Annotated in this window: 22 protein-coding genes; 16 read left to right on the top strand and 6 right to left on the bottom strand. The window is 67.8% G+C overall.

Annotated features, from left to right (window positions below; all coding sequences use genetic code 11):
* The first annotated feature begins 89 nt into the window (after positions 1–89).
* Positions 90–383, top strand: coding sequence for a hypothetical protein (locus AC1DER_RS15265; protein ID WP_241918785.1), 294 nt, complete (start codon positions 90–92; stop codon positions 381–383).
* A 22-nt stretch (positions 384–405) separates the two neighbouring features.
* On the opposite strand, the gene AC1DER_RS15260 is transcribed toward AC1DER_RS15265, so the two are convergent.
* Together AC1DER_RS15260 and AC1DER_RS15255 are read right to left on the bottom strand one after the other, a co-directional pair.
* On the bottom strand, positions 406–1,305 hold the full coding sequence (locus AC1DER_RS15260) for a DUF2785 domain-containing protein (protein ID WP_477246399.1): 900 nt from the start codon (positions 1,303–1,305) through the stop codon (positions 406–408).
* 1 nt (position 1,306) lies between these two features.
* Complete coding sequence (locus AC1DER_RS15255; RefSeq protein WP_441817475.1) at positions 1,307–2,107, bottom strand: DUF4349 domain-containing protein; 801 nt, start codon at positions 2,105–2,107, stop codon at positions 1,307–1,309.
* Between the two features lie 127 nt (positions 2,108–2,234).
* Here AC1DER_RS15255 and AC1DER_RS15250 point away from each other — a divergent pair, with 127 nt between their 5' ends.
* From AC1DER_RS15250 to fdhD, 3 genes are read left to right on the top strand one after another with little or no spacing between them, the layout of a single operon-like run.
* Positions 2,235–4,505: an FdhF/YdeP family oxidoreductase gene (locus tag AC1DER_RS15250; protein WP_477246401.1), complete on the top strand. Its 2,271-nt coding sequence runs from the start codon at positions 2,235–2,237 to the stop codon at positions 4,503–4,505.
* Complete coding sequence (locus tag AC1DER_RS15245) at positions 4,502–4,738, top strand: helix-turn-helix domain-containing protein (protein WP_477246403.1); 237 nt, start codon at positions 4,502–4,504, stop codon at positions 4,736–4,738. The genes AC1DER_RS15250 and AC1DER_RS15245 overlap by 4 nt, the downstream gene beginning before the upstream one ends.
* Positions 4,723–5,538: a formate dehydrogenase accessory sulfurtransferase FdhD gene (fdhD, locus tag AC1DER_RS15240; RefSeq protein WP_441817478.1), complete on the top strand. Its 816-nt coding sequence runs from the start codon at positions 4,723–4,725 to the stop codon at positions 5,536–5,538. Before AC1DER_RS15245 ends, fdhD begins: the two co-directional genes overlap by 16 nt.
* Here fdhD and AC1DER_RS15235 read toward each other — a convergent pair.
* Positions 5,491–7,461 (bottom strand): alpha/beta hydrolase family protein, encoded by a 1,971-nt coding sequence (locus AC1DER_RS15235; RefSeq protein ID WP_477246405.1) that lies wholly within the window; start codon positions 7,459–7,461, stop codon positions 5,491–5,493. The genes fdhD and AC1DER_RS15235 overlap by 48 nt on opposite strands.
* A gap of 215 nt (positions 7,462–7,676) precedes the next feature.
* Between AC1DER_RS15235 and AC1DER_RS15230 the strand changes: the two genes are divergently transcribed.
* The 5 genes from AC1DER_RS15230 (at position 7,677) to AC1DER_RS15210 (ending at position 13,266) form a co-directional block, all read left to right on the top strand.
* Complete coding sequence (locus tag AC1DER_RS15230) at positions 7,677–9,494, top strand: DUF885 domain-containing protein (RefSeq protein WP_477246443.1); 1,818 nt, start codon at positions 7,677–7,679, stop codon at positions 9,492–9,494.
* Positions 9,495–9,642: 148 nt separating this feature from the next.
* Entirely contained in the window at positions 9,643–10,071 is a 429-nt protein-coding gene (locus AC1DER_RS15225; RefSeq protein ID WP_477246407.1) for a VOC family protein, read from the top strand.
* Between the two features lie 3 nt (positions 10,072–10,074).
* Positions 10,075–10,896, top strand: coding sequence for a DUF72 domain-containing protein (locus AC1DER_RS15220; RefSeq protein ID WP_477246409.1), 822 nt, complete (start codon positions 10,075–10,077; stop codon positions 10,894–10,896).
* A gap of 117 nt (positions 10,897–11,013) precedes the next feature.
* Positions 11,014–11,973 carry an aldo/keto reductase gene (locus AC1DER_RS15215; protein ID WP_477246411.1) on the top strand — a complete coding sequence of 320 codons (960 nt, stop codon included), beginning with the start codon at positions 11,014–11,016 and terminating at the stop codon, positions 11,971–11,973.
* Positions 11,974–11,976: 3 nt separating this feature from the next.
* Positions 11,977–13,266 carry an NTP/NDP exchange transporter gene (locus AC1DER_RS15210; RefSeq protein ID WP_477246413.1) on the top strand — a complete coding sequence of 430 codons (1,290 nt, stop codon included), beginning with the start codon at positions 11,977–11,979 and terminating at the stop codon, positions 13,264–13,266.
* Here AC1DER_RS15210 and AC1DER_RS15205 read toward each other — a convergent pair.
* The 3 genes from AC1DER_RS15205 to AC1DER_RS15195 all read right to left on the bottom strand — a co-directional run bounded on the left by AC1DER_RS15205 (position 13,261) and on the right by AC1DER_RS15195 (position 15,608).
* Positions 13,261–14,160, bottom strand: a complete 900-nt coding sequence (locus AC1DER_RS15205; RefSeq protein WP_477246415.1) for a cyclase family protein — start codon at positions 14,158–14,160, stop codon at positions 13,261–13,263. The genes AC1DER_RS15210 and AC1DER_RS15205 overlap by 6 nt on opposite strands.
* 77 nt (positions 14,161–14,237) lie before the next feature.
* Positions 14,238–15,134, bottom strand: coding sequence for a DMT family transporter (locus tag AC1DER_RS15200; protein WP_477246417.1), 897 nt, complete (start codon positions 15,132–15,134; stop codon positions 14,238–14,240).
* A 72-nt stretch (positions 15,135–15,206) separates the two neighbouring features.
* Positions 15,207–15,608, bottom strand: coding sequence for a cupin domain-containing protein (locus AC1DER_RS15195; protein ID WP_441817486.1), 402 nt, complete (start codon positions 15,606–15,608; stop codon positions 15,207–15,209).
* A 142-nt stretch (positions 15,609–15,750) separates the two neighbouring features.
* Here AC1DER_RS15195 and AC1DER_RS15190 point away from each other — a divergent pair, with 142 nt between their 5' ends.
* The 7 genes from AC1DER_RS15190 (at position 15,751) to AC1DER_RS15160 (ending at position 19,443) form a co-directional block, all read left to right on the top strand.
* Positions 15,751–16,635, top strand: coding sequence for a LysR substrate-binding domain-containing protein (locus AC1DER_RS15190; protein ID WP_477246420.1), 885 nt, complete (start codon positions 15,751–15,753; stop codon positions 16,633–16,635).
* 92 nt (positions 16,636–16,727) lie between these two features.
* The gene (locus tag AC1DER_RS15185) at positions 16,728–17,159 is read left to right on the top strand and encodes a YciI family protein (RefSeq protein WP_441817488.1); all 432 of its coding nucleotides are present in this window, start codon (positions 16,728–16,730) and stop codon (positions 17,157–17,159) included.
* Between the two features lie 43 nt (positions 17,160–17,202).
* Positions 17,203–17,541, top strand: coding sequence for a YciI family protein (locus tag AC1DER_RS15180; RefSeq protein WP_477246422.1), 339 nt, complete (start codon positions 17,203–17,205; stop codon positions 17,539–17,541).
* 44 nt (positions 17,542–17,585) lie between these two features.
* Positions 17,586–17,999: a VOC family protein gene (locus AC1DER_RS15175; RefSeq protein ID WP_441817490.1), complete on the top strand. Its 414-nt coding sequence runs from the start codon at positions 17,586–17,588 to the stop codon at positions 17,997–17,999.
* Positions 18,000–18,004: 5 nt separating this feature from the next.
* Positions 18,005–18,415, top strand: coding sequence for a VOC family protein (locus AC1DER_RS15170; RefSeq protein WP_477358122.1), 411 nt, complete (start codon positions 18,005–18,007; stop codon positions 18,413–18,415).
* Positions 18,416–18,443: 28 nt separating this feature from the next.
* Positions 18,444–18,890, top strand: coding sequence for a YciI family protein (locus AC1DER_RS15165; protein ID WP_477246427.1), 447 nt, complete (start codon positions 18,444–18,446; stop codon positions 18,888–18,890).
* Positions 18,891–18,909: 19 nt separating this feature from the next.
* Positions 18,910–19,443, top strand: coding sequence for an SRPBCC family protein (locus AC1DER_RS15160; protein WP_477246429.1), 534 nt, complete (start codon positions 18,910–18,912; stop codon positions 19,441–19,443).
* The last annotated feature ends 28 nt before the right edge of the window (positions 19,444–19,471 follow it).

The raw sequence follows: 19,471 nt of genomic DNA, 5'->3' as shown, positions 1-19,471 counted from the left end.
CGCAACCGGTGCGCAACCGGCGCGCCATCACGCGGTCTTATCCCGCCGCTCAATAGCCTGCCAGCGTCCCCCACCGCAAGGTCCGCGCCATGCCCTTGATGCGTCTTCGAGTGACAGGCAGCGACGACAGTGTCCGCGCCATCAGCAACCTCCTCACGAGCCTGGACGGCATCGAGCACATCGAAGAGGTCGATGACCTGATGTCGCACCTGGACGACGACGATTCCAGTTCCGCCGGCCTAATCGACGACCAGGGTCCGGGCCAGCACGCGCTCGAGATAGAGGCGCCCAACCTGGCGACCGCTGCACGCGTGCGCGACGCGGTCGAGGCGCTCGCCTTCGACCTCGACGTGCTGGTGGAATTCGACACCGAGGAGGACTGACCGCGCGGATCGGCCTGTGGCCTCAGGGCAACGCCTTGAGGGCCGTGGCGATCCCGGGCAGCAGTGCTTTCACGCCTTTGTCCTGCGACAGGTCGGCCTCGACGTAGAGCGCTTCCAGGAACGCGTTCAGATCGTGGCGGCGCGCCAGCCATGCGCTGTCGCGCCAGGCCAGCGACGGATCGCCCACGCGCGGCAGCAGGGCGGCGAACCAGGCCGACCAGGCCGCCTCGTCGCGGATGCCGCGCTGCGCGGCATACAGCACCGGCGCCGCCATCCGCTGCGGCTCGCCGAAGACGTAGGCGTGGGCACTGGCTGGAACGACCTGCACCGCGACCGCGTCGACGATGCGATTCATCTGCGGCGCGTCCAGCGCCGGATTCAGGCTCAGCTGCATCAGCCAGTCGGCACCGTGGGCAACGCCGTGGCGCCAGCCGACGTCCGGCTCGAAGCCGCGGTAGTCACGCACCGACTCGAAGTACACGCTCGCGCGCACCACCATCGTCGCGCGCTCGGCCGGGGTCATCCACGCCGCGATGCGATCGGTGCGCGCCACCTCCGACAGCACCAGCGCCGCGAACGGCCAGCGCACGCCGGCAGGGTCGGGCTCGGCGAGCATCGCGTACAGACGTTCGCGCATCGGTCGCAGCGTTTCAGGCGTCAGTTCGCCCTTGCGCATCCATGCCGACAGGCCTTCGAAGGCGATGCCGTCGCGCAGTTGCGGGTCGGTTTCGCCGAGGCAGTCGAGCAGACCCATGGCGAGCGTGGCGCGTTCACCGGCATCGGCAAGCGCGAACTGAGATTGCCTCAAGGCTTCAAGCCGGTCGCGGCCCCAGCCCGCGGGCGGGCACGCCTCCGCATTGGCAGCCACCGGGATCGACGACAGCAACAACAGCAGCGTGATAGACGCACGTGTACGCCACATCTCAATACCCTCCCCGACGGCGCAGTCGCCGCCATGCCCAGGCCGCGATCAACAGCACGACCGCCAGCGGGATCAGGAATGCGGCGGCGCGGATCGTCCACGCCGTGCCCACGGCCAGCGTCTGGCCGAAATCGCGCAGCGCCTGGCCAATCTCGCCGCGACCGCTTTGTGACGATGGCGGGAAGAACGAGATCGTCAGCTTCTGCGTGTCGATGCGCATGCGGTGCTGCGCCCCTTCCTGCTCGGCCGCCTGCAACTGCGCGTCGACATCGGCCAACTGCCGCGACAGCGCGATCATGTCGGCCACGGCTAGGTCGCGGCGTTGCTGGAAGGCCTGGAGCTGGCTGCGTTCGTTCTGCAGGCGCTGCCGCTGCAGGTCGTTGTCGCGCACCGCAACGGCCAGGTCTTCGGCATGGGTGCGGCGGTGGCCGACTTCGCCATCCTTGCCGGCCATCGCAACCAGCGGTTCGACACCGGCCGGTGCCACACGCACGGTCAGGCTGGCGTTGGGCGAGTCGCCGGCCTGCTGATCGACGTCGAGTACCGTGCAGTCGCCCAGGCGCTGGCTGTTGCAGGCGTCCTGGACCGTCTTCAGCCGCTGCGGAATCTGTTCGGCCGCCAGCCAGATCGAGACATCGTGTTCATAGGCCAGCATCGATCCGGCACGGTTGGCAGTGGGCCGCGCCGAGGCCGACCCGCCGGCGTCCATTGCGTCACGCTTTTCACTGCAGGCCACCAGTGCGACCAGCATCGCCAGCAGGGCTGGCAACAGGACCCCGAGCCGCATTCCGTTCCGCGCCATGTTCGGCATCCCCGCCCCTCGTCGAATGAACGGCGCGACTATGCCACGAGCGGATGCGTGCCTGTTGCCACAACCGGCCTATCATCGGCGCATGCGGGCTGACCGCCGGCACACGATCACTGCAGCGATGACCGACAACAAACCCATCGACCCCTACGACAAGCCTGCCGGCGGCTGGGATGCGCTCAGGAGCTCCTGGCATGCCCTGCGCGAGCAGCAGGTGCTGGTGAGGGGCGCCAACACCCTGTTGCGCGCCAACCAGCCGCGCGGGTTCGACTGCCCGGGTTGTGCCTGGCCCGACCGCAACGTGCACTCGACGTTCGAGTTCTGCGAAAACGGGGTCAAGGCGGTCGCCAACGAAGCCACCTCGAAACGGGTAACGCGGGAATTCTTCGCCGCCAACAGCGTCAGCGAACTGGCGCAGTGGGAAGACCGCCTGCTCGAAGCACAGGGCCGCCTGACCGAGCCGATGATCTATGACCCGGCCAGCGACCACTACCGGCCGCTCGATTGGGACGGCGCATTCGCGCTGGTGGCCGAAGCGCTCAACGCCCTGCCCTCGCCCGACGAGGCGATCTTCTACACGTCCGGCCGCACCTCCAACGAGGCCGCCTTCCTGTACCAGCTGTTCGTGCGCGAGTACGGGACCAACAACCTGCCCGATTGCTCGAACATGTGCCACGAAGCGTCAGGCGTGGCGCTGACCGAGCAGCTCGGCAGCGGCAAGGGCTCTGTCACGCTCGAGGATTTCGAGCACGCCGATGCGATCTTCATCTTCGGCCAGAACCCCGGCACCAACCATCCGCGCATGCTCGGCGAGCTGCGCACCGCGGCGCGCCGCGGCTGCCGCATCGTGGTGTTCAACCCGCTGCGCGAGCGTGGACTGGAACGCTTCGCCAACCCGCAATCGCCGGCCGACATGCTCGGCGGCAGCGGCACGCGCATCGCCTCGGAGTACCACCAGCCCCGCATAGGCGGCGACCTCGCGGTGGCGACGGCGCTGTGCAAGGTGGTGGTCGAGCGCGATGCAGTCGATGCCGATTTCATCGCCACCCACACCCGTGGCTTCGACGACTTCGCCGCCGAGCTGCGCGCAACAACCTGGGATGAACTGGAACGCGAGTCCGGCCTCGGCCGCGCCGAGCTCGAACAGGCCGCGCAGACCTACATCGACAGCCCGGCGACGATCCTGTGCTGGGGCATGGGCATCACCCAGCATGCGCGCAGCGTCGCCACGATCCAGATGCTGGCCAACCTGCTGCTCCTGCGCGGCAACATCGGCCGGCCCGGCGCAGGCCCGTGCCCGGTGCGTGGCCACTCCAACGTGCAGGGCGACCGCACGATGGGCATCTACGAGCAACCCTCGCCGCGATTCCTCGACCGCCTCGGCGCCGAGTTCGACTTCCAGCCGCCCCGCGCGCATGGCCACGACACCATCGCCGCGATCGAGGCCATGCACGACGGTCGCGCCGGTGTGTTCTTCGCCATGGGCGGCAACTTCGCCGCGGCCACGCCCGACAGCGCCCGCGTGATCGATGCACTGCGCCGCTGCCAGCTCACCGTGCATGTCAGCACCAAGCTCAACCGCTCGCACCTGGTGCACGGGCGCCAGGCGCTGATCCTGCCGTGCCTGGGCCGCACCGAGATCGATCTGCAGGCGTCGGGCCCGCAGGCGGTGACGGTGGAGGACTCGATGAGCATGGTGCACCTGTCGTCGGGCATGAACCCGCCGGCGTCGGAGCAGTTGCTGTCGGAGCCGGCGATCGTGGCGCGCCTGGCGGCGGCGACCCTGCCGCACAGCCGCACGCCGTGGCTGTGGCTGGTCGAGGATTACGACCGCATCCGCGACCGCATCGCCCGCGTGATCGATGGCTTCGAGGATTTCAATACTCGCGTGCGTGCCTCCGGCGGCTTCCACCTACGCCATCCCGGACGCGAGCGCGAATTTCCGACGGCCAGCGGCAAGGCGACGTTCCACACGCATGCGCTCACGCCTGACTCCCGCGCCCGCGAGCAGGAGAGCGATCGGGGTGAGGGCAAGCTGTTCACGCTGATGACCGTCCGCTCGCACGACCAGTACAACACCACCATCTACGGCCTCGACGATCGCTACCGCGGCGTGCACGGCCTGCGTCGGGTCTGCTTCATCAATGCCGCCGACCTCAAGCGCCTGGGTTTCCAGGATGGCGAGCTGGTCGACATCACATCGGTATGGGCCGACGGCGAGCGCACCGTGACCGCCTTCCGCCTGGTCGAGTACGACATTCCCGAAGGCTGCCTGGCCAGTTACTTCCCCGAGACCAATGCGCTGGTTCCGCTCGATCATCACGCCGAGCGTGCACGCACGCCGGCATCGAAATCGATCCCGGTGCGCCTTGGCCGGAGTCAGGCGGCATGAGCGAGGACACCGCCCTGGCGCTGCTGCAACTGCTCGCGCAGGAGGACGGTCAGTCGATCCATCGCGTCGCCAAGCGCCTGGGAATGAGCCTGAGCGAACTGCAGCGCCTGCTGTCGGCACTGGGCAACGATCCGCGATTCGATGGCCTGGACCTGGTGGACCCGCGCGAGGATGGCGAGCGCACCGTGTTGTGGCTCACCTCGCGGGGGCGGCAACTATGCGGGACCGTGTAAGCGAACCTCTGAGCGACGTGCAGGCGCTGCGCCTGCGCGGCGACACGCGCACGCCGCACGACGACCGCGTCATCGTCGAAACGCCGGTGGCGCTGCTGTACAACGGCGAGCCGTTCGTGGTGATGATGGCCACCCCCGAATCGCTGCCCGACTTCGCCCTGGGCTTCGCCCTCAGCGAAGGCATCGTCGCCAGCGCGGGCGAGTTCCGCCTCGTCGATGTCGTCCGCCACGAGCAGGGAATTTCCCTGCACGCGGCCATTCCGCAGGCCCGCTTCGACGCTCTGCAGGATCGGCGTCGCGGGATGGAAGGCCGCAGCGGATGCGGTCTGTGCGGCGTCGAGTCGTTGCAGGCGGCGCTGCGCCCGGTACCACGCGTTGCCGCGCCCGCGCCGGTGGGCATGGCGACGATCCAGGCCGCACTGGCCGCCCTTGCCAGTCAGCAACCGCTGAACCAGCACAGCGGCGGCGTGCACGCGGCCGGCTTCGCCCATGCCGGGCGGCTGCTGGTGCGCGAGGACGTCGGCCGCCACAACGCACTCGACAAGCTGATCGGCGCGATGGCGGCGCAGGACCCGCCATTGCGTGCGCAGGACGGATTCCTCGTCATCACCTCGCGCGCCTCCTACGAGATCGTGCACAAGGCGGCGACCGCCGGCATCGCCGTGGTCGTGGCCATTTCCGCCCCGACCGACCTGGCCATACGCACCGCCGAAGCGGCCGGCATCACCCTGGCGGCATTTGCACGCGGCGAGTTACTTAACGTCTACGCCCACGCCGGTGGCATCGCCGGCGCTCCATGACGGCGCGACGATGAAGCTGCCGGCGAGGAATTCCAGCACCGTCTCGTAGTATTTCCTGCGATTCTTCGCGTCGTAGAATCCGTGCGTTTCATCTGACGGGAAATAGCCGCGGAACCTGATCCCCTGCGCCTCCAGTGCCGCGCGCATCTTGCGCAGGTGCTGTGGCGACACGCGGTCGTCGCGCATGCCCTGCACCAGCATCACGCGCGCATCGATCCGGTCGGCATGCGCCGAGGGCGACGCATCGCGCAACTTCGCCATGTCGTCGCCGAGGACCCTGGCGAGGTAAGTGCGCCCCCATCGCGAGCGGTGCGTATCGCCCCAATCGAATATGGTCGGCAGGTCGTAGGGGCCGGCCATGCCGATCACGCAGCGGTACGTGCCCGGCTCGCGCACTGCGCCCATCAGCGCGGCGTAGCCGCCGTAACTTTCTCCCCAGATGCAGATGCGCGATGGATCCACGCCGGCATGCTCGATCGCCCAGTGCGTGGCGTCTGTGATGTCGTCCTGCATGGCGCGCCCCCATTGCCGGTAGCCCGCCTCCTCGAAGCTGCGGCCGCGCCCGTCGGAGCCGCGGAAGTTCACCCGCAGCACCGCGTAGCCGTGCGTCGCCAGCAGCTGTGCGTCGTCGTTGTAGGTCCAGCTGTCGGACACGCCGAAGGGCCCGCCGTGCGGCATCAGCACCAGCGGATGCAATCCGTCGCCCTGCGGCCGGTTGAGCCAGCCGGCGATTTCAAGGCCATCGCGGGCCTTGAACCGCACCGCCTCCACCGGCCGCATCGACGCCGCCTGCAGCCACGGCCGGGTCCGCGCCAGCAATTTCATGTCGCCACTGGCCGGTTCGAGCAGGTAGTAGCGCGCAGGCTCTACCGCGCTCTGCACCGTCACCAGCACCTTGCGCCCGTCGCGACTGGCGCTGGTCACGCGCGCCAGCTCGCCGGGGAACGTCTGGATCAGCTCGCGCGACAGCGCGGCGTGCGGATGGCTTTCGTCGAAGAAGGCGATGCGCGGCTTCATCCCGCCGTAGACGGCGCCGATCGGCTCGTGCCCGTCGAACGACCACACCAGCGCCTGCGGATCCTCGTTGTCGTCGCCGGCCACGGTGTCGCGGGCGCCCGTCTGCAGGTCGATGCGTTCGATGACGTCACCGCCCTTGAGCCGCTCGCTCCAGAGAAAGCCATAACGGCGGTCGTAGCTGGTGCCGATCGGCGTGGTTTCGATCCCGGACACGGCCTCGTCATTGATCGATTGCCACTGGCCATCGCGCAGCAGGAAGACCTGCTGGCGATCGTCGTCGTCGCGGTTCCAGCTGAAGCGCACGGTGCCGGCACGGTCGGCGAGGAAGTCGGCGTCCGGCACCGGCGCATCGACGATCTCCTCGCGCTGGCCCAGGCCATCGGTGCGCGCCTTGCGCACGCGCGTCCAGCAATGGCCGAGGGTGACCTTGCGGCAGTCGGCGGTCAGCACGTGCTCCGGATCGTCGATCAACGGGTCGATCACATAACCTTCGAATGCGCGACCGCTGCGACCGTCGACATCGAGTGTGTACTGGTTGGGCAAACGGTAAGGCTGTTCGAGCGAGCCAAAGCGCATCGAGACCGATGCGAACAGGCGCGTATCGGACACCCAGAATCCGGAGTCGACGAAGCCGTCCTTGCCCGGATCCAGCGTGGCAACGATCTTCAGGTCGCTTGCGCGCAGGATGACCATCACCGTTCGCTCTTCCAGCGGCACCCGCGCGGCCAGGTAGTCGCCGCGGGGCGACAGGGTCATCGATTCGAACTGAGCAAGGCGCAGGAAATCGTCGAGCGCCGGTGCAGCCGGCCCTGCCGGCGCGGCCGGCGACGCTGCCGACGTGGTCGCCGGCCACGCACAGTTGAACCCGGCCAGCAGCAGCGCCGCGGCCATCCTGAGCTTGCCCATCCTTCCCCCATCCCCGACCCCTCCCCGGGGTCTTCCTGGCCGCGACTCTAGCGCGCCACGCCGGTCGCGCGACAGGACTCAGGGCGGCAGGGCGACAGATTCGGCAAGGTCGTCGGCGCCCGACTCAACCAACGGCCCATGCCGCCGGGTCGCCACTGGCGATACTCTGGGGGGATCGCGGCCTGCCGCCTGTTCCGAGACCTGCCATGCGTTCGTTGCGCCCCACCCTTCTCGCCGTCGCCGTGCTCAGCGCGACCCTGGCCGCCTGCCAGCCGCAGACCCCGCCGGCTCCGGCCGACACCGCCGCCACGGCGCCTGCCAATCCTGCCTCCGATGCCGCCACCGATGCACGCTTCGCCGAGCTCTCGCAGCGCTGGCTCGACGGCTGGCTGCAGCTCAACCCGGTCAGCGCCACGCAGATCGGCAAGCACGACTTCGACAGCGAGGTCGACGACCTCAGCGCGGCCGGCCGCACCAAGCTGGTCGACTTCAGCAAGAAGCTGCTGACCGAGCTCGATGCGATCGACACCAGCAAGCTCTCGCGCGAGAACCAGATCGACGCATCGATCCTGCGCAACCAGATCCGCGGCGACATCTGGGGCATCGAGACGCTGCAGAGCTGGGCCTGGGATCCGCAGGTCTACAGCGGCCTGGCCGGTGGCGCGATCTACAACCTGATGGCGCGCGACTTCGCGCCGATGCCGCAGCGGCTGAAGTCGGCCACCGCGCGCATGCAGAAGATCCCGGGCATCTACGCGCAGATGCGCGAGAACCTGGACCCGGCACGGGTGCCGTCGATCCACGCCGAGACCGTCGCCAAGCAGAACGCCGGCGTGCTCAGCCTGATCGACACCTTCATCGTCCCCAACGCCGACCAGCTCAAGGGCGAGGACCGCAAGCAGCTCGACGCCGCCATCGCCGGCCTGCGCAAGGCCGTCGCCGAGCAGCAGACATGGCTCGACAAGACCCTGGTGCCCAACGCCAAGGGCGACTTCCGCATCGGCCAGACGCTGTATGACGAGAAGCTGCAGTTCTCGCTGAACTCCTCGCTGTCGCGTGCGCAGATCAAGCAGCGCGCCGAGTCCGAGCTCAAGCGCGTGCGCGGCGAGATGTACGCCGTCGCCCAGACCGTGCTCAAGGACAAGCCGAACGCGCCCGAGCTCCCGGCCAACCCGAACGCCGACCAGCAGCAGAAGGCGATCGAGGCCGCACTCGAACTGGCCTACGCCGACAAGCCGGCACGCAACGAGGTGGTCGATTTCGCCAAGAAGACCCTGGCCGAGGCGACCGACTTCACCCGCAAGCACGACCTGGTCACCGTGCCCAACGACCCGGTCAAGATCATCCTGATGCCGGAATTCCAGCGCGGCGTCGCCGTCGCCTACTGCGATTCGCCCGGTCCGCTCGACAAGGGCCTGGACACCTACTACGCGATCTCGCCGATTCCCGACGACTGGGACGACAAGCAGGCCGATTCGTTCCTGCGCGAATACAACAGCCGCATGATCCACCTGCTGTCGATCCACGAGGCGATGCCGGGCCACTACCTGGAAGGCGCGCATTCGGCCAAGTCGCATTCGACGCTGCGTTCGGTGTTGCGTTCGGGCCTGTTCGCCGAAGGCTGGGCGGTCTACACCGAGGACATGATGGCCGACGCGGGCTACCTCGATAACGACCCGCTGTTCCGCCTGGTGCAGCTGAAGTTCTACCTGCGCACGATCGCCAACGCGATCCTCGACCAGGGCGTGCACGTGGACAACTGGAGCCGCGAGCAGGCGATGGAGCTGATGACGAAGCAGGCGTTCCAGCAGGAGCGTGAAGCGGCCGGCAAGTGGGTGCGTGCGCAGCTGACCTCGGCGCAGCTGCCGACGTACTTCGTCGGCGCGCAGGAGCACTTCGACATGCGCAAGGCGGTGGAGGCCAAGCTCGGTGACAAGTTCAACGCCAAGGCCTACCACGACCAAGTGCTGTCGTACGGCGCGCCGCCGGTACGTTTCGTCCGCGAAATGATGCTGGACGAACCGATCAAGTGACGTTCTGACCCACGCGCTCCGCGCGTGGCTTTGTCAGAACGTCATCCCCGCGCAGGCGGGGATCCACAAGCGCCAAACCCCTCTCCCGCACGCGGGAGAGGGGCTTTCGTTTCCGCTATCCTCCCGGTTCCCACGCGAGGAACCCGCCATGTCCCCCGGCAGCACGGTCATCCCCACCCTGGTCTACCGCGACGCCCCCAAGGCCATCGACTGGCTGTGCGACGCGTTCGGCTTCCAGCGCAATGCCGTCTACGCCGACGGCGATGTCGTCCTCCACGCCCAGCTCGTCCATGGCACCGGCACCGGAAGGGGCATGATCATGCTCGGCTCGGCCAACAAGGACGGTGACTGGTCGAAGCTGATGATCCATCCCGACGAAACCGGACAGCGCGCCACGCAGAGCATCTGCGTGATCGTCGTCGACGCCGACGCCCACTACGCACAGGCGACGAAGTGCGGCGCGCAGGTCGTGATCGACATCGCCGACCAGCCTTATGGCGGCCGCGGTTACGCCTGTCGCGACCTCGAAGGCCACCTGTGGTGGTTCGGCACCTACGATCCGTGGAAGGACGCCTGAGCGATGGATGAGTTCGGCAGCGGTCCCAAGGCGGTCGATGGCATCCGTGCCGGTGTCGGCGGCTGGACCTACGCGCCATGGCGCGACAACTTCTACCCGAAAGGTCTGGTGCAGCGGCGCGAGCTCGAATACGCCAGCCGCCACCTGAGCGCGATCGAGGTCAACGGCACGTTCTACGGTTCGCAGAAACCGGCGACCTACGCCAAGTGGGCCGCGGAAACGCCCGAGGGTTTCCTGTTCTCGGCCAAGGCGCCGATGCGGATCATGCAGTCGCGCACGCTGGTCAAGACCGGCCCGCAGATCGAGGACTTCCTCGGCGGCATCGCCTCGCTCGGCGACCGGCTCGGGCCGATCGTCTGGCAATTCGACCAGGGACCGCCGCTGCAGCGCGGCGTTTTTGCCGAATTCCTCGCCCTGCTTCCTGCCGAAGTGGGAGGTCGGCGGCTGCGCCATGTCCTCGACGTGCGCGACCCGGCATTCGTCGACCAGGACTATGTGACGCTGCTGCGCAAGCATGGTTTTGCCGGCGTGTTCACCGACTCGTCCGAGCATCCATCGTTCGCCGACGTCACCGCCGACTTCGTCTACGCGCGGCTGATGCAGACGCGCAGCGACATCCCCGACGGCTATCCCGATGCCGAACTCGACCGCTGGACGGCGCGTGCGCGCGAATGGGCGCAGGGCGGGCAACCGGCCGACCTGCCGTACCTTGCAGCGCAGCAGGCCGGGGCCGGGAAGCGTGATGTGTTCGTCTATTTCATCAGCGCCGCCAAGGAGCGCAATCCGGCAGCGGCGATGGCGTTGCTGCGCCGGCTGGGGGCCTGAGGGCGAGCTGCCTCCCGTCGAAACCCGGGGCATGGCCGATCCCTGCCAATCGGCACTCTCCCGGCGCGCTCGCAACGGGGTCACAATCCGTCCTCCTGTGCCGGAAGAGATCACGCCATGAGCAACCGTCGCGAGTTCATTTCCACCGCCGCCCTGACAGCCGCAGGCATCGCCTTCGCGCCCTTGGCCGCGTGCAGCAAGGAAACCGAACCGGGCGCGGCGACCGACGCCACGCCGCCGCCGTTCAAGGGCCCGCTGATTGCGCGCGCGGTGCCATCGAGCGGCGAGAAGATCCCCGTCATCGGCATGGGCACGTCCGGCAGTTTCGAGGTCGGTTCCGAACCGCCGGCGCGCGCACAGTTGCGCGAAGTGCTCGACACCTTCGTCGCGGCCGGCGGCAGGCTCATCGACACCGCCCCGACCTACTCCACCGCCGAAGACGTGCTCGGCGACCTGGTCGCCGACGCCCGGGCACGCGAGAAACTGTTCATCGCCACCAAGCTGTCGGGCGTCAGCGGCAGGGACCAGGGCCTGGCCCAGTTCGAGGATTCGCTGCGCCGGCTCAAGACCGACAAGGTCGAACTGCTGCAGGTCCACAACCTGCGCGACACGGCCACGCAGATTGGAGTGGCGCGAGAGTTGAAGCAGCAAGGCAAGACCCGCTACGTCGGCCTTACCCATTACCGCGAGGAAGGCCAGTCGCAATTGGCCGAGGAAATGCGCCAGTACAAGCCCGACTGGGTGCAGATCAACTACTCGCCGGTGTCGCGCGGGGCCGAGAAGGCGATCTTCCCGCTGGCGCAGGAGCTGGGCATCGCGGTGATGATCAACCGCGCCTTCGAGGACGGCCAGCTGATTTCGCAGACGCGCGACAAGCCGCTGCCGGCGTGGGCAGCCGAGGTCGGCGCCGATTCGTGGGCGCAGTTGATCCTCAAGTTCGTCCTCAGCCATCCGGCGGTGACGGTGGTGATCCCGGCCACGTCCAAGGCGCGCCATCAGACCGACAACCTGAAGGCGGGCACCGGCGAGCTGCTCGACGCAAAGCAGCGCGACGCGCTGGTCGCGGCGCTGGCCTGACGGATGGCGAACTGGACCCACAAGATCGCCGCCGTCTTCGGTGTGACCGAAGAGGAAACGCCGCCGGTGCTGGCCGGGGCCCTGGTCTTCTTCCTGCTGTTCGCCGGCTATTTCATGCTGCGGCCGGTGCGCGAGACCATGGGCGTCGCCGGTGGCGTCGACAACCTGCAGTGGCTGTTCACCGGCACCTTCGTCGCGACTCTGGCGGTGATGCCGCTGTTCGGCTGGATCGCGGCCAAGGTGCAGCGGCGACACATCCTGCCGTGGACGTTCGGTTTCTTCGCCGCCAACCTGGTGGTGTTCGCGCTGTGCTTCCAGGCCGATCCCGAGAACCTGTGGGTCGCGCGCACGTTCTACATCTGGATCTCGGTGTTCAACCTGATCGCGGTGTCGGTGGTGTGGAGCGTGTGCGTGGACCTGTTCCCGACCGCACAGGCCAAGCGTGTGTTCGCGCTGATGGCCGCCGGCGCCAGCCTCGGCGGACTGGTCGGGCCGCTGCTGGGCATCGCGCTGGTGGAGCAGATCGGCCACGCCGGGCTGCTGTGGCTGGCGGCAGCGCTGCTGGTCGCGGCCATCTTCGCCGCGCGCCACCTGCAACGCTGGCGCGACGCCCATCCCGTGCGCGAGGAACTCACCGCCGGCGCGCGTGCGCGTCCGCTCGGGGGCAGCCCGCTGGCCGGCATCACCACGGTGATGCGCTCGCCCTACCTGCTCGGCATTTCCGCGTTCGTGCTGTTGCTGGCCAGCGTCAGCACCTTCCTCTACTTCGAACAGGCGCGCCTGATCGAACTGCGCTTCCCCGACCGCGCCGACCAGACCCAGGTGTTCGGCACGATCGATGTGATCGTGCAGAGCCTGACCATCGCCTCGCAGCTGTTCCTCACCGGGCGCCTGGTGCAACGACTGGGGCTGGGTGCGCTGCTGGTCGCGGTGCCGCTGGTGACCATGCTCGGCTTCCTCTGGCTCGCACTGGCGCCGACGTTCGCGGTGATGGCGGTGGTGATGGTGGTGCGGCGTTTCGGCGAGTACGCCTTCGTCCGGCCGGGCCGCGAGATGCTGTTCACCGTGGTCCCGACCGAGGCCAAGTACAAGGCCAAGAGTTTCATCGACTCGGTGGTTTACCGCGGCGCCGATGCGGTCAGCGGCTGGGCCAAGACGTTCGTCGACATGCTCGCGCAGCAGCCGGCCATCGCAGCGCTGGTGGGCGCGGCCATCGCCCTGGCCTGGGCGGTGACGGGTGCGAGCCTGGCGCGTGCGCAGGCACGGATTGCCGACGAGCCGGACGAGCTATAGCCGCGCCATCGCGCGCACGGGGAACGTGCCCGCGCCCTTCACCTTCGGCGGGATCGCGCTGAAGGCGAAGCCTTCGTCCGGCAGCGCCGACAGGTTGCACAGGTGCTCGACGATGAGGATGTCGGCGCCCAGCAGGGTCGTGTGCACCGGACGTTCGCCGCCGCGGGTGTCGTCGATGTTCATCGAGTCGATGCCGACCAGGGCGACGCCGCAGTCGCGCAGATAGGCGGCCGCGTCTTCGGTCAGGAACGGGTGGTCGACGGCGTAGGCGGCTTCGCGCCAATGGGCGTCCCAGCCGGTGTGGACGAGCACGGCGCGGCCGCGCAGTTCCTTGTCGCGAAACCAGGAAGCGTCGATGGCGCGGACTTCGCGATGGTCGGCACGGACGACGATGCCGTCGAGGTCGGCGAACGCCGCGATTCCCACTTGCGACAGATCTTTGCCGTGCGCGTACCGGTGCGACGGGCAGTCGATGTAGGTGCCGGTGTTGGCGACCATCTCGATCTTCGCGATCTGGAACTGCGTGCCCGCCGCGTACTTCTCGCGCGATTGCTCGCGGCTGAGGTAGTCGCACACGCGTGCCGCCGGCAGGCCGGGGTAGGTGACCAGGCCGTCCTCGATCACGTGGCTGAGGTCGACGTACACGCGGCCGCTTGATGCGCTTTCCGCCTTGCGCTTGTGCGGCTCGGTGATGATCTTCTTGTTGAGGATGCGGGAGGGGCCGACCATCAACAGGCGCAGGTCGCGGACGATGTAGTCGACCAGGGCCGCATCGGCGATGTCGTCGCCATCGATGTCGAGGCGGAAGTCCTGGCCCTGGATGCCGCCGCCGTTGGTGAATTCCAGGTCGAAGTCGAAAACTACGCGCTTGTCGGGCATGGGGGTCCGTTCCATGGCTTGTGTGGTGGATCCCGGCTTTCGCCGGGATGACGCATTGGCAAAGCCGTGCGCGGAGCGCACGGGCCAATGCGTCACTTCGCTGTGCGCTGGCTCAGGGCCACGCTGCCCAGGATCATCGCGCCGGCAATGCCCATCTTCAGCGTCAGCGGCTCATCCAGCAGCAGCCAGGCCCACGCCACGCCGAACACCGGGATCAGGTAGGTCACAGTCGAGGCGCGACCTGCGCCGATCCGGGCGATCAGGCGGTAGTACATGACGAATGCCAGGCCGGTGCAGAGCACGCCGAGCATGCCCGCCGACAGCCACGACTTCATCGCGATGGCATGCGTCGGCCAGTTGGCGATGGCGAACGGCAGCGTCAGCAGCGCCGAGGTGCCCAGCGTCGCCGAGGCCACGGCCGCCGGCGGCAGGCCGGTCAGGTGGCGGCGCACCAGGTTGAGGCCGAGGCCGTACAGGAACGACGCGCCGGCACCGGCCGCCACCGCCCAGCCGATGCTGGCGCCGGCAGTCTTGTCGCTCGCCAGCACCACCACGCCGAGGAAGCCGACAAGCAGTGCGATCGCGCGGCGCGAGCCGATCTTCTCGCCGAAGAACAGGAAACCGACCAGCGCTGTGAACAGTACCGTCATCGCATTGGTGATCGCGCCCACGCCGGCCGGCGCGGACTTCGCCGCCCACGCGAACAGCATGAACGGCATCGCCGAATTCAGCGCGCCGATGATCGCGATCTTCGGCCACATCCGGGCCGGGAACTGCGAGCGCGCGCGCAACAGGAACGGCAGCAGGACCAGCGAGCCCAGCGCCAGGCGCATCTCCACCAGCGCCATCGCGCCGAAGTCGCCGACGGCCACGCGCATGAACAGGAACGAGCCGCCCCAGATGGCGCCAAGCACGCCGAGTTCCAGCGGCGTGATCCAGCCGCGCTCTTGCGTGTCGGGAAGCGTCGAAGCAGATGCAATGCTGGTCATGCCAAACCTCTTGATGAGGACGTACTCGTGGGGGAGGACGTGTGCGGAAACGAAGGCCAGCGCGCGGGCGGATCAGCCCTGCGTCGGGTGGTAGCAATGCGTGATCGATTCGGGGCTGCCACCGGCAGCAAGGAACGAAGCGTAACGAAGGTTGACGCCGATCATCTGCACGCCGGTTTCGGTGCGCGGACGGTGCCGGCTGTCGGGCGCGAAGTACACGTATGTCCCGGCGCCGTGACGGGACTCGCCCTCGATCACTTCGCCGCTGATGACGTAGTAGGACTCGCCGGTCTCGTGGTGATCCAGCACCGGCCACTCCGCGCCGGGCGCCATTTCGACCACCCACATGCGCAGGCCGGGGCCGGCCGGCAGGTCGCGGCGCAGGCAGCCCGGGCCGACCTCGATCGCCGGTACGGCATCGATCGACAGCGCCTGCATCCGTGATACCGCCATGACTTCGTGCAGCTGGCCCATTGTCTTCCCGCTCCTGCGTTCGGGGCCGGGTCGGCGCCCATCGACTAATCTGGCTCTTGCCAGGTCGCTATTGTGATTCCGTCCGCGCGCCGCACAAGCGCATACTTTGGCTGTCAGACACAAACCAGATTTGAGGCTCGACATGGCACTGCGCGCGGACTGGCTGCCGGCCCTGACGGCATTCGAATCGGCGGCCCGGCACCAGAACTTCGCCCACGCCGCCGAGGAGCTGCACCTGACCGCCAGCGCGGTCAGCCACCACGTCCGCAAGCTGGAGTCGCGGCTGGGGGTGGCGCTGTTCCAGCGCCATGCGCGCGGGGTCGCCCTGACCGCCGAAGGCCGCAAGCTGGCCGATGCCGCCGGCAGCGCCCTGGCCGACGTCGACGGCGTTTTGCGCAGCCTGCAACTGGGCCGCGAGGACAGCGACCGCATCCGCTTCACCACCCTGCACTCGCTGACCTACACCTGGTTGCTGCCGCGACTGGCGGCGTTTACCGACGCCCACCCGCACCTGCGCTTGAGCGTCGATACCGAGGTCGCGCTGGCCCGCTTCGATGACCCCGGCCCGGATTTCGGCATCCGCCACGGACCCGGGCACTGGGCCGGATTGACCGCGCACTTCCTGATGGACGAAGGGCTGCTGCCGGTGATCTCGCCGGCCTATCCCGGGCTGCAAGGGATCACCCAGGCCGCCGACCTGGCCGGGCACCCGCTGATCTCCGACCACTCGCGCCAGGGCTGGCACGACTGGTTCCGTGCCGCCGGCGTGCACGGGGCCAAGTTCGAGGAGCGGCTGACCTTCAGCGACAGCACCGATGCGATGAATGCCGCGGCGTTTGGCATGGGCATCGCACTGGCGCGCTCACGCATCGTCGTGCCCTACCTGGAGAGCGGGCGCCTGCAGCGCTTGCCGGTGCCGACCGTGAAGGCGCGCTGGGGCTACTACATCGTCTACCCGTCGCACCGCCGGCTGCGCGCAGCGGCACAGACGTTCGTGGACTGGCTGCTGGCGCTGCCGACGGACTGAAAAAAACTCTGCGGGCGTGTCGATCCCGCCCTTCCCCGTTCGTCGTCCTGACAAGAGCCCCACTGCGGCGGTTCGAAAAACAGGAGACGACGATGCGCTTCATGGTGATCGTCCGCGCCAATGCGGACTCGGAAGCCGGCGTGATGCCGAGCGAAGAACTGCTGACCCAGATGGGCCAGTACAACGAAGAACTGGTGAAGGCCGGCGTGATGGTCGGCGGCGAAGGGCTGCACCCCAGCAGCAAGGGCGCCCGCGTGCGGTTCTCCGGCAAGCAGCGCACCGTCATCGACGGCCCGTTCGCCGAGTCCAAGGAACTCATCGCCGGCTACTGGCTGTTCCAGACCGGCTCTCTGGCCGAGGCGGTCGAGTGGGTCAAGCGCGCGCCTGCGTTGTTCGACGGCGACGAGCCGTGCGAGATCGAGATCCGCCAGATCTTCGAGGCCTGCGACTTCGGCGCCGAATTCACGCCGGAGCTGCGCGCCCAGGAAGACCGCCTGCGCGAACAGATCGCCGCGCGCCAGTGATCCGCTCCCCTCTCCTTCCCCTCCCAAGACACGAGGCTTCCCCATGCAGTTCCTGATGCTCTACACGCCGGACGCCGCGCAGGCCACGCAACCTGGTTGCGACGACCACATGCAGGAGATGCAGGCTTTCATCGAGCGCAGCCGCGCTGCCGGTGAACTGCTCGCCACTGGCGGCCTGTTCGCCAGGCCCACGCGCGTGCGCCGCAACGACAGCCACTACACGGTCACCGACGGACCCTTCAGCGAAAGCAAGGAAGTCATTGCCGGGTTCGCGCTGATGCGGTTGCCCTCGGAAGAAGCCGCGCTCGATGCCACCCACAAGTTCCTCGCCATCGCCGGCAACGGTGTGTCGCAGATCCATCGCGTCGCCGGCGCCGACTGATCCTTTCACCCCCTCCATCCCCACTCCACTCTCAAGGACGTCCCATGAAGATCAACGCCTATCTCACCTTCAACGGCAACTGCGAGGCCGCCATGCGCTTCTATGCGCAGGCGCTTGGCGGCACGCTCGATCCGATCACCAGATTTGGTGACAGCCCGGCCTGCGACCATGTGCCGGCCGACCACCACGACAAGATCATGCACGCGCGCCTGCACGTCGGCGACCAGGTGCTGATGGCGTCGGATGGCATGCCGACCGACAACTACGAAGGCATCAAGGGCTGCGCGATCGCGCTCAACGTCGACTCCGCGGCCGAGGCCGAGCGCGTGTTCAAGGCGCTGTCGGAAAAGGGCCATGTGGTCATGGCGCTGGAGAAGACCTTCTGGGCGGTCAGTTTCGGCATGCTCGTCGACCACTTCGGCGTGTCGTGGATGATCAACTGCGAGCGCGAGGCATGACCGCCATGGGCAGCCAGATCTACGTCAACCTGCCGGTCAGCGACCTCGACCGTTCCGTCGACTTCTTCGAGAAACTCGGCTATTCCTTCAACCCCGACTTCACCAACGAACAGGGCGCCTGCATGGTCGTGTCCGACAGCATCTACGTGATGCTGTTGACGCAGGCGTTCTTCCAGACCTTCACCCGCAAGCCGGTCAGCGATGCGACCCGGTCCACCGAGGCGATCGTGTGCCTGTCGATGGACAGCAGCAACGCGGTCGACCGCATCGTCGCCAAGGCCGTGGCCGCCGGCGCGAAGACGCACTTCGACGCCAGCGACCAGGGGTTCATGTACGGACACGGCTTCGAGGACCTGGACGGCCACCTGTGGGAGTTCATCCACATGAAACCCGGCGCCGTGCCGGCCAACTGCTGATCCACCCACCACCACGGGAGCCGCCGCCATGCGATTCATGATGCTGATGATCCCCAAGGGCTACGAGTCCGCCGAGCCGGGAACGATGCCCGACGCCGAAGCAGTCGCGGCAATGATGAAATACAACGAATCGCTGCAGAAGGCCGGCGTGCTGCTCGCCCTCGATGGGCTGCACCCGCCGTCGATGGGCGCGCGCGTCAGCTTCACGGATGGCAAGCCGCATGTCACAGACGGCCCCTTCAGCGAAGCCAGGGAAGTGCTGGGCGGCTACTGGATGATCCAGGTGAAGTCGCGCGAGGAGGCCATCGCCTGGGCCTCGCGCTGTCCGGCTTCCAACAACGAAGTGATCGAGGTCCGGCAGGTGCAGGAAATGGCCGACTTCCCCGCCGATGTGCAGAAGGCCGCGGCGGGATTCGAGCAGATGCAGCAGCACGCCGGACCGCCCACACCCATCGATTCGAAACCGAAACATTGACCCCCTAACGGAGCCACGCATGTTCAAGTTCATCGCCATAGCCGTCGTCGTGTTGATTGCGGCCGTCCTGCTCTTCGCCGCGACCCGCCCCGACACCTTCCGTGTCGAACGCCGCGCCCATATCCAGGCGCCGCCGGAGCAGGTATTCGCGCAGATCAACGATTTCCGCCGCTGGCAGGCGTGGTCGCCGTACGAGAAGCTCGATCCGCAGATGCAGCGCGAGATCGGCGGCGCGGCGCAGGGCATCGGCGCCACCTACCGCTGGGATGGCAACAGCAAGGCCGGCGCAGGGCGGATGGAGATCGTGCAGTCGGTGCCGTCGTCACGGATCGAGATCCAGCTCGACTTCAGCCGGCCGATGCAGGCGCGCAGCACTGCGCAGTTCACCATCGTCCCGCAAGGCAACGGCAGCGACGTGACCTGGTCGATGAACGGCGACCAGCCGTACATGTCCAAGCTGTTCAGCGTATTCGTGAACATGGACCGGATGATCGGCAAGGACTTCGAAGCCGGCCTGGACAATCTCAGGCAGTTGTCCGAGCGCGGCAGCTGATGCTACTTCGAGCACTTGCAACGGCATT

This window comes from Lysobacter sp. 05T417, from assembly GCF_056396405.1.
The sequence above is the reverse complement of the archived record's forward strand: the minus strand, read 5'-3'. Positions and strand labels throughout refer to the sequence as shown.

Bases quoted from the DNA above. Each gene is read 5' to 3' on its own strand.
- AC1DER_RS15265 (WP_241918785.1), top strand. From the start codon at position 90: ATGCCCTTGATGCGTCTTCGAGTGACAGGCAGCGACGACAGTGTCCGC.
- AC1DER_RS15260 (WP_477246399.1), bottom strand. From the start codon at position 1,305: ATGTGGCGTACACGTGCGTCTATCACGCTGCTGTTGTTGCTGTCGTCG.
- AC1DER_RS15255 (WP_441817475.1), bottom strand. From the start codon at position 2,107: ATGGCGCGGAACGGAATGCGGCTCGGGGTCCTGTTGCCAGCCCTGCTG.
- AC1DER_RS15250 (WP_477246401.1), top strand. From the start codon at position 2,235: ATGACCGACAACAAACCCATCGACCCCTACGACAAGCCTGCCGGCGGC.
- AC1DER_RS15245 (WP_477246403.1), top strand. From the start codon at position 4,502: ATGAGCGAGGACACCGCCCTGGCGCTGCTGCAACTGCTCGCGCAGGAG.
- fdhD (WP_441817478.1), top strand. From the start codon at position 4,723: ATGCGGGACCGTGTAAGCGAACCTCTGAGCGACGTGCAGGCGCTGCGC.
- AC1DER_RS15235 (WP_477246405.1), bottom strand. From the start codon at position 7,461: ATGGGCAAGCTCAGGATGGCCGCGGCGCTGCTGCTGGCCGGGTTCAAC.
- AC1DER_RS15225 (WP_477246407.1), top strand. From the start codon at position 9,643: ATGTCCCCCGGCAGCACGGTCATCCCCACCCTGGTCTACCGCGACGCC.
- AC1DER_RS15220 (WP_477246409.1), top strand. From the start codon at position 10,075: ATGGATGAGTTCGGCAGCGGTCCCAAGGCGGTCGATGGCATCCGTGCC.
- AC1DER_RS15215 (WP_477246411.1), top strand. From the start codon at position 11,014: ATGAGCAACCGTCGCGAGTTCATTTCCACCGCCGCCCTGACAGCCGCA.
- AC1DER_RS15210 (WP_477246413.1), top strand. From the start codon at position 11,977: ATGGCGAACTGGACCCACAAGATCGCCGCCGTCTTCGGTGTGACCGAA.
- AC1DER_RS15205 (WP_477246415.1), bottom strand. From the start codon at position 14,160: ATGGAACGGACCCCCATGCCCGACAAGCGCGTAGTTTTCGACTTCGAC.
- AC1DER_RS15200 (WP_477246417.1), bottom strand. From the start codon at position 15,134: ATGACCAGCATTGCATCTGCTTCGACGCTTCCCGACACGCAAGAGCGC.
- AC1DER_RS15195 (WP_441817486.1), bottom strand. From the start codon at position 15,608: ATGGGCCAGCTGCACGAAGTCATGGCGGTATCACGGATGCAGGCGCTG.
- AC1DER_RS15190 (WP_477246420.1), top strand. From the start codon at position 15,751: ATGGCACTGCGCGCGGACTGGCTGCCGGCCCTGACGGCATTCGAATCG.
- AC1DER_RS15185 (WP_441817488.1), top strand. From the start codon at position 16,728: ATGCGCTTCATGGTGATCGTCCGCGCCAATGCGGACTCGGAAGCCGGC.
- AC1DER_RS15180 (WP_477246422.1), top strand. From the start codon at position 17,203: ATGCAGTTCCTGATGCTCTACACGCCGGACGCCGCGCAGGCCACGCAA.
- AC1DER_RS15175 (WP_441817490.1), top strand. From the start codon at position 17,586: ATGAAGATCAACGCCTATCTCACCTTCAACGGCAACTGCGAGGCCGCC.
- AC1DER_RS15170 (WP_477358122.1), top strand. From the start codon at position 18,005: ATGGGCAGCCAGATCTACGTCAACCTGCCGGTCAGCGACCTCGACCGT.
- AC1DER_RS15165 (WP_477246427.1), top strand. From the start codon at position 18,444: ATGCGATTCATGATGCTGATGATCCCCAAGGGCTACGAGTCCGCCGAG.
- AC1DER_RS15160 (WP_477246429.1), top strand. From the start codon at position 18,910: ATGTTCAAGTTCATCGCCATAGCCGTCGTCGTGTTGATTGCGGCCGTC.